Below are 11800 nucleotides of genomic sequence, written 5' to 3' on the forward strand. Positions count from 1 at the left end.
CAAATTTCCGGAGATTCAGGCTTGATTTTCGTGACAAATAGCACATTGAAAACTGATGAACGTCAGGTATTGAAACCTTTCATCCCTCTAATTTCGCATTGTTATTTAAGCCAATGAACAATTTTTCAGATACGGAACGGAAAGTGTTAGCTAGTGGAATCGAACTCCGCTACTTGCCTGATGAATATTTATTTCGTCAAGGCCAAAAAGCAGAATTTGTATTTTACCTGCAAGAAGGCAGCCTCGTGTTAGAAGGACCGGCTGGCTTTGTGACCATCGATCGGAAAGGTGTTTTTATTGGAATTGAGGAAGCAATCGAAGAGAAAAAGCATTTGTATTCTGCTATGACTTCGAGTTATTCACAATTTTTAGTTTTTGAGCGGAAGTATTTCAAGCAGTTGATCGATGAATTCGATTTAGCACTTCCCTATTTTGAGTATAAAAAAGCGGAATTAAATGAACTATTAAAAAAGGTTCAGCAGAAGTACGCTACGGTATAAGGGTTTAGAGTGGTATTTAATTGGGTTTCGGCTCCCTTTTGCTTTTAGCGGAAGGGAGCTTTATTGTAAAGGACTATCCTTTTCCTTTTTCAGGGTATTATAGACCATTTTGTCTAAAAAACCATTCATCCATTTATTCAGGAATACGGTTAATTTCCCTTGGAAAGTGAGAACAAGTGTCTTCTTTTTAGCATCGTAAGCTTCAGCGATACGTTTAGCCACTTCTTCCGCGGACATCATTTTTCCTTCATCGCGCATCGAGTCTCCCGTGATTTTTCCTTCACTGTTTAAGGAAGCGGCTCTAATATTGGAGGCGGTGAATCCAGGGCAAGCAATTAATACATGGACCCCCGTTTCTAATAACTCCGTTCTTAGCGCTTCTAAGAAACCATTCATCGCGAATTTAGAAGCGGAATAACCTGTTCTTACTGGAAGTCCGCGGTAGCCGGCGATGGAAGAAATACCAATGATTCCACCTTTTACGGCTTTTATATGAGGTATTGCGGCATGGGTGGCGTAAACCGTACCCCAAAAATTAATGTCCATCACTTGCTTCAATACTTTCAGGTCCACGGTCTCAAACATCGATCGCATCGAAATACCTGCGTTATTGATTAATAGATCAATTCTGCCATATAGTTGCATCACCTGATCTACCATTGCGCGGGTTTGCTCCTCAGAGGCTGAGTCGCAAGCGATACCTTTGGCAATTATGCCTGCAGCTTGTAATTCTGCTTCTGCCGCGTTCAGATTTTGCTCATTTCTACCTGTGATAACGATCTGAGCTCCTTTTCTGCCGTATTCAAAGGCTAATGCTTTTCCGATGCCTGAACTAGCTCCCGTGATGATAACTACTTGATTCTTCATGTGAATTAATTTCCTTGCGAAGTTAAGGTTTTATCTTGAATTGGTTGGCTTGCCCATATAAAGCCGTATTTTTGTGCACATTTTTAGCAGCATGAGTAAGAAAAAAGAAAAGAAAGCCCCTGTGGTGTTGGAGCAAATTGCGATTTTGGATTTTGCCGCTGAGGCAAAGTGTATTGCCAAAGTAAATGATGAAGTGATTTTTGTACAAGGCGCTGTCGCTCCTGGCGATATCGCTGATTTACGTATTTTGAAGTCCAAAAAAAGCTTCAAACAAGCCCAAGCCATCAACATCCAACCGCTTTCTAAACACCGCACAGACGTTGCCTGTAGTCATTTTGGTATTTGCGGCGGTTGTAAGTGGCAACACGTTTCCTACGAAGCTCAAACCGCCTTTAAAGCGCAACAAGTTAAAGACAATTTGACCCGCATCGCTAAAGTTAAATTGCCCGAATTTCAACCCATTCTAGGTTCAGAGGAGACATATTACTACCGCAATAAATTAGAATTTACCTTTTCTTGTGCCCGCTGGCTGACGGAAGATGAAATCGGTAAAGAAGATTTAGGATCGATGAATGCCTTGGGATTCCATGTTCCAGGCCGTTTTGATAAGATTTTACCTGTCGATCATTGTTACTTGCAACCTGATCCATCTAATGCGATTCGCAATGGAGTTCGTGATTTTGCTGAAGTGAATGGAATCTCCTATTATGAATTAAAAAATCAAAAAGAAGGAGCCTTACGTAATCTCATCATCCGAAATACGGTGACAGGAGAATGGATGGTAACTGTTCAGTTTGCCTATGCCACGGAAGACGAAATTAAATTGGTTATGGAATACGTAAAGTCAACATTCCCGATGATCACGTCTTTGAATTATGTAGTTAACCAAAAAGGGAACGACACCTTCCATGATTTAGAAGTCGTTTGCTACCACGGAAAACCTTTTATGGTCGAAACAATGGAGGATTTGAAGTTCCAAATAGGCCCGAAATCTTTCTTCCAAACCAATGCCAAGCAAGCCCTAAAATTATACCAATTAGTGCGTGAATACGCTGATTTACAAGGAAATGAAGTCGTTTATGACCTATATACTGGTACAGGAACAATAGGATTATTCTTAGCGAAACATTCGTCTAAAGTTGTCGGACTCGAATACGTAGAGATGGCCGTGGAAGATGCCCGTATTAATGCCGAATTAAATGGTATCAAGAATGCAACCTTCTTTGCCGGGGATATGAAGAAAGTTTTGACAGAAGAATTTATTGCTATTCATGGCGCTCCAGATGTCATTATTACCGATCCTCCACGTGCAGGAATGGATCTAGATGTCGTGAATCAAATCTTAGCTGTTAAGCCAAAGAAAATCGTTTATGTTTCTTGTAATCCGGCTACGCAAGCCCGCGATTTAGCCTTATTGGATGTTGCCTATGAAGTAGATGTCGTTCATCCGGTGGATATGTTCCCGCAGACGCATCATGTGGAGAATATTGTGAGGTTGAAACTTAGAGCCTAGAATATTTCATTACGCGATTCCGAAATTGTGCTGCGCAATAATTTCTTGAACCGCGCAATAAAATATTCTAATGCCTAATTTGACTCTACTCTAACTAATTTGAAATGCAAAAAGGGCGATTAATCGCCCTTTTTTTATCTCTACTCTCTACTCTCTACTCTAAAACGGAGTGTTAAGTGGATCATAATCCTCCGGCGGTAAATTCATCTTACTTCCTTTGAAGACAGAATCGTTACTAGACTCAAATGCGGATGTTTGATCACCTAGTGCACTTAAGTCGAAGTTACCACCTTCATTGTTTGAGAAAGGTTGGAAATCTAAATCACAGTATTTGGTGAATTTACCAATGAATTTCAGCCAAACGCTATCGAGTGATCCAGAACGGTTTTTGGCCATAATAATCTCTCCCATTCCCGTAATAGAGTTTCCTTGATCATCTGCTGTGATGCCATAGTATTCAGGGCGGTAGATAAACATAACTTGATCGGCATCTTGCTCGATGGCTCCAGATTCACGAAGGTCAGACAGTTGAGGTTTCTTGTTTCCTCCACGGGTCTCTGTAGAACGGTTTAATTGAGAAAGGGCAATGACTGGCACATCTAATTCTTTCGCTAATTGCTTCAGTGCACGGGAAATTTGGGCGATTTCTTGTTCGCGGTTACCGCTGGCTCCTTTACCCGAACTATCTCCAGTCATTAGCTGCAAGTAATCGATGACGATGAGGTCGATGCCTTTTTGGGCTTTCAAACGACGACATTTCGCTCTCAATTCTAAAATGGATAAAGCTGGCGTGTCATCAATAAACATATTCGCTTCGAACAATTTATTGATTTTCGTGTGTAATTGCTGCCATTCATGTGGCTCCAATTTTCCTTTACGAATTTTCTCTGCCTCAATCTCAGCTTCAGCCGAAATAATACGATTTACAAGCTGCACTGCGCTCATCTCTAGCGAGAATAGAGCCACAGAATGTCCAAAATCAACAGCAGCATTACGGCAAGCCGAAACGACAAAGGCCGTCTTACCCATACCTGGACGAGCCGCGATAATGATTAATTCTTGTCTTTGCCAGCCAGATGTCAATCGATCTAAGTCCGTAAATCCGGACGGAATACCTGTTAAACCACTTTTTTGTAATTGTTTCTTTTCTAATTCATCCACGGCCTTCTTCAAGATATCCGACATACTTTCGTAATTCTTACGGATATTGGATTCTGCGATGGTAAAAAGCTCCTGCTCCATTTTATCTAATAAATGAAACACGTCAGACGTGTCTTCATAAGATAGGCGTTGGATTTCAGAAGATATTTGAATAAGCTGACGCTTTAAATATTGCTCAATGATGATTCTAGCGTGGAATTCAACGTTCGAAGTGGAACTAACACGCGAAGTTAATTGAGCTAAGTAACTAGTGCCACCTGCTTTTTCTAGGCTACCGTTTTGCTTTAAAAAATTGTTAACGGTAAGTAAATCAACTGGTTGAGAAGCTTGGAATAAACCTTGAATGGCCTCAAATATCAACTGGTGTCCTTCTTTGTAAAAGGAGGCAGGTCTTAGTAATTCGATGACGTTTGCTAAGGGTTCTTTCTCTAACATTAATGCCCCTAATAAGGCTTCTTCTAGGTCAACCGCTTGAGGAGGTAATTTTCCTAAACCCAAATCGCTTAAACGCGTGGGCCCTGCTTGCGTACGAACGCCAGCAGACTGATTTCCTTTTTTATAAATGGATGAAGGGGTGTTAGATTCCATACCACAATTTTACGTTAAATTTTCAAAATTATCTTATAAAGGAAGATATTAAATTTCAAGAATTTCTTATTTTTACTCCCATACGATTTAAACCCATTTTTACTTGTTAGAAAAAATAATTTCCCTCTCAGAGGTCTCTCTAATTGACTTTTTAGGCGTAGCAAACGTAAATATCAATTTGTTGATAAACGCCTTTCCTCAGTCCAAAATCATTGCCCGTGGCGAACAATTAACCGTTCGCGGATCGAACGATCAAATTGCTTTAGTAGAAGCGATAGTGAACTCCTGTGTGGCTCATTTGGACAAACACCATACCCTCACTGAAAAACACATGCAAGCCTACATTGATGCGGTGTTGAATCCGACGGGTGAGGAATCAGAACAACCCTGGGTGGAGGATAAAGACGTGCTTCTTTTTGGCAATAAAGGAATCGTGATTAAGGCCAAAACTCCGAATCAACGTAAATTGGTCGATGCCGCTACCACGAATGACATCGTCTTTGCAATTGGACCTGCAGGTACAGGTAAAACCTATACTGCGGTGGCCTTAGCTGTAAAGGCATTGAAGAATAAAGAAGTTAAGAAAATTATCATCACTCGACCGGCAGTAGAAGCTGGTGAAAACCTGGGTTTCTTACCTGGGGATTTGAAAGAGAAAATTGATCCTTATTTGCGTCCCATTTATGATGCATTGGATGATATGATTCCCGCAGAGAAATTGAAATTCTATTTAGAAAATCGGACGATTGAAATTGCGCCTTTGGCCTATATGCGCGGACGTACCTTAAATAAAGCTTTTATTTTATTAGATGAGGCTCAAAACACCACTTCCATGCAAATGAAGATGTTTTTGACGCGTATGGGTATCCAATCGAAGACGATTATTACGGGTGACAAATCCCAAGTCGATTTACCTAAAAACCAAACATCAGGTCTAGGAGAAGCAGAACGTATCCTTTCTGGAATTAATGGAATTGCCTTTGTCGAATTGGACGGTTCAGACGTTGTTCGTCACCGATTAGTGCGTAAAATCATCGAGGCATATGGAAAGCAAGAAAAATAGGATCATTCAGGCGATTAGTCCGGAAGAAATCGAACAGGTATTTGCCATTCGGACGGAAGTGTTTGTCGAAGAACAAAAGTGCTTGCCGTCTGAGGAATTTGATGAGTTAGATGCAGTAGCCAAACATTATTTACTGTTTGAAGACGCCACACCAGTGGCAACGGGTCGATACCGCAAAACAGAAAAAGGAATTAAGGTGGAGCGAATCGCTACGTTGGAGTCAGCCCGCGGTAAAGGCTATGCCTCTCTGATTATACAGCATATTTTTGAAGAATCAGCTATAGAATATCCCGATTGTCATCATTACTATTTACACGCTCAAGTTTCCGTTATGCCTTTGTATGCTTCTTTAGGATTTCAGCCTTATGGAGATACGTTTATTGAGGCGGATATTGTGCATCAAGCGATGGAGCTAGACAGTGGTCAGTGGACAGTAGACAGTGGGCAGTAAAAACGCTGAAGTCAAAGTGGATTGTTTGTAAATAAAAAAGCCAGAACAATGTTCCAGCTTTATTATTTAACTAATTCTGTCTACTGCCGACTGACCACTGCCGACTAAAAAGGCAAATCATCCCCACTCTCAGCCGCTAATGGAGGAAATTGGTATCCGCCTGCTGCTGGTGTAGGCTCCACTCCTGCTGGGATTGAACCAGTGCGATCTAACCGATATGCACGGATTTCAGTGTACCAACGTTCGTTGTATTCTCTTGATTCTACGTTGAATTGTACTTTTACGATTTCGCCCTCTTGAACCGGACCTAAATCTTGTGTTTTATCACCCCAAACTGACATACATACCTTTTTAGGGTATTGATCTTGTGTTTCGATCACAAATTCTTGTTTGATCCAGTTGGTGCCGTTTTTACCTGTTCCTGTAACCTCAGGTAATTTCTTGATTAATTTTCCGCTTATTTCTAAAGCCATTGTACTGATTTTTTTGAGTTCTGTAATTCTTGGCAAGTAAGTAAATAATTGGTAATTTTACTAACCGTTTTTGGCGATGTGGTGAAATTGGTAGACACGCTACCTTGAGGTGGTAGTGCCGTTAAGGTTTGGGAGTTCGAATCTCCCCATCGTCACTTAAATTTTTGTTTAATCTGTAAATCATGTTGAAGATGAAACCTTACAGTGTATTGCTCTACTATAACTATACTCCTATTCCTAATCCGGAAGAGTACCGTGTAAAACACCACCTTTTTTGTATTGAGAATAACCTTTTGGGACGTATTATCGTCGCTGCAGAGGGTTTAAATGGAACCGTTTCTGGTTTGAAAGCTGACTGTGATGCTTATATGCGTTGGCTAGAAGCTGATCCCATCTTTGCCGGAACTGATTTTGACTTTAAAGTAGATTATCACGAAGCGCATTCGTTTAATAAACTGCATGTTCGTGTAAAAAATGAAATTGTGCATTCTGATTTAGGAGTTGATCCTCGCGTTAGAACAGGCAAGCATCTGAAGCCGAAGGAATTCAAGCAATTATTGAAGAATGACCCAGATGTTGTCTTAGTGGATATGCGTTCGAATTATGAGCACGAATTAGGTCGTTTTAAAGGCGCCTATACGTTTGATATGGAGAATCTGCGCGATTTACCTGATCATGTGCAGGAGATTGAGCATTTGAAAAACAAAAAGGTCATAACTTATTGTACGGGTGGGATTAAGTGTGAAAAAGCATCTGCCTATCTCATTGAAAAAGGATTTACGGATGTCTATCAATTGCACGGAGGTATCATTAAATATGGTCTAGAAGAAGGTGGCGAGGATTTTGATGGTTCATGCTATGTTTTTGATAACCGAGTAGCGACGCCGGTTAATTCGGTCAATCCGGAGATTGTATCTGAATGCCATGTTTGTCATACGAAATCTGATCACATGGTTAATTGTGCGAATCCGGAATGCAATGAGCATTTAGCTATTTGCCCATCTTGTCTTAAAGAGATGGAAGGCGCCTGCTCTCCTGAATGTAAAGAACACCCTCGAAAGCGGCCTTACAATGAGAAAGGATATTATTCCAAAAACTCAGTGGGTTATTCTCCTGAATTAGGATTCAAATCTTTTAAACGGACAGAGAAAATAGAAAAACAAAAAAAGGCTCAGTTATGAGCCTTTTTTATTTCTTGGATGTGGTATTCCTGGATGAGAGCTGGAGTCTCGGGACTTAGTGTAAAATACACTTCGGCACTTCCTTTTTCTCCATCGACCCGAAAGGTGCCTCTCAGGTTATTTTCTGGTTCAATCTCTTGAATGGACCGAATGGCTCCTATTTTTCCAAAGATAGCCTTTGCTTCAGCTGCTAACTTTTCGGGGAAATAATCGAGGAAGAAGTTTTCGGCAAAAATCCCCTTTTCAGTCGCGTTCTTCCAATCCGGTAATAAGCGGACTAATTCTGCTTGTCTTTGCTTTAAAATAGCAGATGCCAGTAATTTTCGTGGACTCAGCTTAGTTGAAGAAATTAGGGAATCTAGCACTTTAAGGTTGATAAAACTCGCTGGTGCATAGGTCACGTTCGCGAAAGAGATGATGCCTAAATCATAATCTGGATAAATGCGCCAATTACTTCCAAAACCCGGTAATCCTCCTGAATGTCCCAAAGAGCGTCTTCCTTGATCATCTTGTAGGAAACTTAAACCATAGCCATAGGAAGTAAAGGAACTACCGATTCGGCCGTTTGGATAGGTGTATTTGGGATTAAACCCGCTGATGTTCCATGGGAATTGCATTTCTCGTAAGGAACTACGTTTAAGTGGGCCTTTTTCTGTTTCATCTCGCTCTGGCCAGGCAGATAAGTGCAAAGCAGTGTATTTGCTGAAATCTTCCAAAGTAGTGATCAATCCCCCCATCGCACCATAGGCTCCATCGTGCTCCATGGGTTGTTTCACCCATTTATTATCTAACCAACGGTATCCATAGGCTAATTTGTTTGCGGGGACTTCACTGTATTCCCAATAGGTATTATTCATTCCTAAGGGCTTGAAAATGTGTTCTTGAATGTAAGATTGGTAGCTTTGACCGCTTACGTTTTTGATGATCAAACCTAACATCGCAAATCCCATATTGCTATATTCATAGCTAACGCCTGGGTTTGTAGAGAAGGTGATTCCTTTTTTGATCATCGATTTGAAGGTTTCATCTGAAATGCCTAATTGGCGATCTCCCCACGGATTATCTTCGGGAAATCCAGCCGCATGGGTTAATAAATGACGAATGGTGATGACAGGGGCATCTTTTGTTAGAGATTGAGTCGACTTTAATTCTGGAATGTAATTAGCTGCCGGATCATCTAAGCGTAATTTGCCTGCGTCTCTCAGCTGAAGAATGGCCATACTGGCAAAGCTTTTAGACATCGAAGCAATGCGAAAATCAATCGTCTTGTCGGCCTTTATGCCGTTCTCTATTTGAGCAAGACCTAGTGCATTGGAATGAATCAAACGCCCTTGGTAAACAATTCCATAAACGAGACCAGGCATTTTAGAAAGGTTCGCTTGTTGTTTGAATAAGGAATCAAGCGTGGGAATGAATGAACGAATCTTTTCATCATTTGTTTGAGCGCTAAGACTGAAAGTTGCCGCAAGGAGGAAGAATAGGAGTTTTTTCATCGTTTCTTTTTGGCTAAATTCTCCTGAACTCTAAATAAGGTAATCTCTTTAATGAGTTCCAATGGCATAGGCGAATGATATGGAAATTTAATCGCTCCTTTTGAACCCTCGTAGGGAGCTAATTCTTGTACAAAATTCTTAATCCCGCTAGGTGTTGGATAAAAACCTAAATGGTTATTCCAGGCCGCAAAGTGGATTAAATTGCCATTTAACTTGAAAGTGGGCATCCCGTAAGACATCGTTTCTTCTGTTTCCTCCGGTACGACCGAACGAATCGCATCACGGACTTCGATTAAAATTTTCTGCGTGGCCTCCGGAAAGGTCTTAATGTATTCTTCCATGAATATTAGGCTAATTGTCTGTGTCTAACGAATAAAAATAAGGGGAATGCAAAGGCAAAACCTATTAAAACGGTTGCCAATAAATAAAGGTACAAGCATTTGATTTTAATACGTAATCCCTCTACTAGTATAAAAAAGGTGCCAGCGATGGCGCCGGTCCAAAAATCACAACTTAGACTTTTTGCATAAGGGTTAGTTGTCCAGGTGCTTTGGACAAAATCAATGACATTAAATTTTCCGTTGTTCAGCATCATTCCCTCATATACGTAATAAAAGGTAATACTCCCGCCTACAAGGGAAAGAACTAAATAGAGATAGTGTGCATTTTTCATAAGATTGATTTTATGGTGATATTGCGTCCTCGCATTTCGATGCGATCCCCTACTCTTTTGCCCTTTAATTCGACTCCAAGTGGTGATTCAATGGAAATGGCATAAATGGAATCCAGTTTGCCGTATCCAATGGAGATAAAATAGGTTTCTTGATCTGTCTCTACGAGGCTACCCTCTGAAATGACCACAGAAGCAGGTAAATCCGCTATTCTGTCTAATTTGGCAATAGAATTAAGTGTATTATCTACCAAAGCACTTAGCTTATCCATCTCTCGCTGCATCATTTCTCGACCTGTCTCAAATTTATCTCCGGCACTACTTTTGGTGTCAGAATCTCGGGATTCTTTGGCCAAAAGATACTCTCGACGGGCTTCTTCTAGTGTATTTTCTAAAATGGAACGCAGATTTGCCTGTATTTGAGACTTAGAGCTTTTCATGAATGACTTATTACATTGGAAAATTATCAATAAATTTGCGCATGACCTATTTCTCTCCCACAGACTTGATTATTAATCCGGACGGAAGTTCCTATCATTTGAACTTGCGGCCTGATCAAATTCCAGATACCCTTATTTTGGTAGGTGATCCAGAGCGTGTCCCCACTGTTTCTGCCTTTTTTGATGAAGTCATTGAAATCGTTCATAAAAGGGAATTTGTGACTCATTTAGGCGTTTTAAAGGGTAAGAGGATTGGTGTGTTATCCAGCGGTATTGGTGCGGATAATGTGGAGATTGTGATGAATGAATTAGATGCTTTGGTTAATATTGATTTTGAAACACGACTAGTGAAATCTGAAAAAAGATCTTTAAGGCTCATCCGAATCGGTACATCTGGAAGTATACAAGCTAGTATCCAAGTGGATTCGATTTTGATTTCAGCTGCAGCTATCGGATTTGATAATTTAGCCCAATTCTATGGTTTTGAATCTGCTATGTCGATATCCGAAGATGTTTTAACCGCTTGGACTAAAGCAATTGATTATCCATTGCCTCTCTATGCAGCCAAAGCTAGTGCTTCTCTTTGCGCGCAATTTGCGCCTTTAAATGCGTATAATGGCGTTACCTTAACGGCACCAGGATTTTATGCACCGCAAGGACGCACGATAAGAATGCAATCGATAAGACCTGATTTTTTAGAGAAGGTCGCTGCGGCTAAGTTAGGTGAACAAGAAATAACTAATATCGAAATGGAAACCGCAGCCTATTACGCCTTTGGGGGTGCTATGGGGCACGAAATGATTTCATTGAATGCTATTTTAGCAAATCGAATTACAAACGAATTTTCGAAAGATCCGGAGGGACAAATTAGGTCTTTGATCGAGAAAGCTATAGCATTAATCGCATAACGTAATCATCCATCACATAGCCGTTGCCTATGTCTAGGATTATTTCACGGTCTTTGATGAAACCTTTCTTCAGGTAAAATTCTACCGCGGAGTTATGTTTGTTAACGTTTAAGTAGATAGATGTAAGGCCCATCAATCGAGCTTGATGACTAATCTGTTCAATAATAAAGCTTCCAGCACCTTTTTGTTTGACGGATGGTCGTAAATAGAGTTTATGCAATTTACCATCAGTCTCTGAGGTCTTTTCGAAAGCACAATAGCCGATCGCCGCACCATCCATTTCTAACAGGGAGAACAAGTGAATTTGAGAGCTAATTAATTCCGCGTTGTACATCATCGGAATCATGTACAAAGTTTGCTCCTCCGTTAAAATATGACCATAGGTAGGTCTCCAGGCTTCTTCTGCTATTTCTTGAATAAGGGGAATGTCTTCGAGCGTCGCTTTGCGTAAAATCATAGCCAAAATTTGTAAATTGCAGTCAAAATAGCAAC

14 protein-coding genes and 1 tRNA gene are annotated in these 11800 nt (G+C 40.6%); 7 read left to right on the forward strand and 8 right to left on the reverse strand.

All coding sequences use genetic code 11. The features are described 5' to 3' along the window. The first annotated feature begins 113 nt into the window (after window positions 1–113). Window positions 114–500 carry a cyclic nucleotide-binding domain-containing protein gene (locus G9X62_RS09855; protein ID WP_223130544.1) on the forward strand — a complete coding sequence of 129 codons (387 nt, stop codon included), beginning with the start codon at window positions 114–116 and terminating at the stop codon, window positions 498–500. 60 nt (window positions 501–560) lie between these two features. Here G9X62_RS09855 and G9X62_RS09860 read toward each other — a convergent pair whose 3' ends face one another. After that, the gene (locus G9X62_RS09860; protein ID WP_223130545.1) at window positions 561–1367 is read right to left on the reverse strand and encodes an SDR family oxidoreductase; all 807 of its coding nucleotides are present in this window, start codon (window positions 1365–1367) and stop codon (window positions 561–563) included. A gap of 91 nt (window positions 1368–1458) precedes the next feature. On the opposite strand from G9X62_RS09860, the gene rlmD reads away from it, so the two are divergent. Next, window positions 1459–2880, forward strand: coding sequence for a 23S rRNA (uracil(1939)-C(5))-methyltransferase RlmD (gene rlmD / locus G9X62_RS09865; RefSeq protein WP_223130546.1), 1422 nt, complete (start codon window positions 1459–1461; stop codon window positions 2878–2880). Between the two features lie 159 nt (window positions 2881–3039). On the opposite strand, the gene dnaB is transcribed toward rlmD, so the two are convergent. After that, a complete protein-coding gene (dnaB, locus tag G9X62_RS09870; protein ID WP_223130547.1) occupies window positions 3040–4629 on the reverse strand; it encodes a replicative DNA helicase in 1590 nt (529 codons plus the stop codon). Window positions 4630–4732: 103 nt separating this feature from the next. Between dnaB and G9X62_RS09875 the strand changes: the two genes are divergently transcribed. Both G9X62_RS09875 and G9X62_RS09880 read left to right on the forward strand, forming a co-directional pair. After that, complete coding sequence (locus G9X62_RS09875) at window positions 4733–5692, forward strand: PhoH family protein (RefSeq protein ID WP_223130548.1); 960 nt, start codon at window positions 4733–4735, stop codon at window positions 5690–5692. Continuing rightward, the gene (locus tag G9X62_RS09880; RefSeq protein ID WP_223130549.1) at window positions 5673–6143 is read left to right on the forward strand and encodes a GNAT family N-acetyltransferase; all 471 of its coding nucleotides are present in this window, start codon (window positions 5673–5675) and stop codon (window positions 6141–6143) included. Before G9X62_RS09875 ends, G9X62_RS09880 begins: the two co-directional genes overlap by 20 nt. 104 nt (window positions 6144–6247) lie before the next feature. Here G9X62_RS09880 and G9X62_RS09885 read toward each other — a convergent pair whose 3' ends face one another. Beyond that, window positions 6248–6616, reverse strand: a complete 369-nt coding sequence (locus G9X62_RS09885) for a DUF3127 domain-containing protein (RefSeq protein WP_223130550.1) — start codon at window positions 6614–6616, stop codon at window positions 6248–6250. Between the two features lie 72 nt (window positions 6617–6688). Between G9X62_RS09885 and G9X62_RS09890 the strand changes: the two genes are divergently transcribed. Both G9X62_RS09890 and trhO read left to right on the forward strand, forming a co-directional pair. After that, window positions 6689–6771: transfer RNA gene (locus G9X62_RS09890), tRNA-Leu, on the forward strand. A gap of 36 nt (window positions 6772–6807) precedes the next feature. After that, window positions 6808–7797 carry an oxygen-dependent tRNA uridine(34) hydroxylase TrhO gene (trhO, locus tag G9X62_RS09895; RefSeq protein WP_223130551.1) on the forward strand — a complete coding sequence of 330 codons (990 nt, stop codon included), beginning with the start codon at window positions 6808–6810 and terminating at the stop codon, window positions 7795–7797. Here trhO and G9X62_RS09900 read toward each other — a convergent pair. From G9X62_RS09900 to G9X62_RS09915, 4 genes are read right to left on the reverse strand one after another with little or no spacing between them, the layout of a single operon-like run. Then, window positions 7788–9290 (reverse strand): serine hydrolase domain-containing protein, encoded by a 1503-nt coding sequence (locus G9X62_RS09900; protein WP_223130552.1) that lies wholly within the window; start codon window positions 9288–9290, stop codon window positions 7788–7790. The genes trhO and G9X62_RS09900 overlap by 10 nt on opposite strands. Then, window positions 9287–9631 carry an iron chaperone gene (locus G9X62_RS09905; protein ID WP_223130553.1) on the reverse strand — a complete coding sequence of 115 codons (345 nt, stop codon included), beginning with the start codon at window positions 9629–9631 and terminating at the stop codon, window positions 9287–9289. The genes G9X62_RS09900 and G9X62_RS09905 overlap by 4 nt, the downstream gene beginning before the upstream one ends. Before the next feature lie 5 nt (window positions 9632–9636). Further along, on the reverse strand, window positions 9637–9963 hold the full coding sequence (locus G9X62_RS09910; RefSeq protein ID WP_223130554.1) for a DUF2834 domain-containing protein: 327 nt from the start codon (window positions 9961–9963) through the stop codon (window positions 9637–9639). Beyond that, window positions 9960–10400 (reverse strand): hypothetical protein, encoded by a 441-nt coding sequence (locus G9X62_RS09915; RefSeq protein ID WP_223130555.1) that lies wholly within the window; start codon window positions 10398–10400, stop codon window positions 9960–9962. The genes G9X62_RS09910 and G9X62_RS09915 overlap by 4 nt, the downstream gene beginning before the upstream one ends. A 2-nt stretch (window positions 10401–10402) precedes the next feature. Between G9X62_RS09915 and G9X62_RS09920 the strand changes: the two genes are divergently transcribed. Further along, a complete protein-coding gene (locus G9X62_RS09920) occupies window positions 10403–11308 on the forward strand; it encodes a nucleoside phosphorylase (protein ID WP_261345514.1) in 906 nt (301 codons plus the stop codon). On the opposite strand, the gene G9X62_RS09925 is transcribed toward G9X62_RS09920, so the two are convergent. Then, window positions 11289–11765, reverse strand: coding sequence for a GNAT family N-acetyltransferase (locus G9X62_RS09925; protein ID WP_223130556.1), 477 nt, complete (start codon window positions 11763–11765; stop codon window positions 11289–11291). The two genes, G9X62_RS09920 and G9X62_RS09925, sit on opposite strands and share 20 nt — an antisense overlap. Window positions 11766–11800: the final 35 nt, after the last annotated feature.

Origin of the sequence: Aquirufa lenticrescens (assembly GCF_019916085.1) — a bacterium.
Lineage (GTDB): Bacteria > Bacteroidota > Bacteroidia > Cytophagales > Spirosomataceae > Aquirufa > Aquirufa lenticrescens.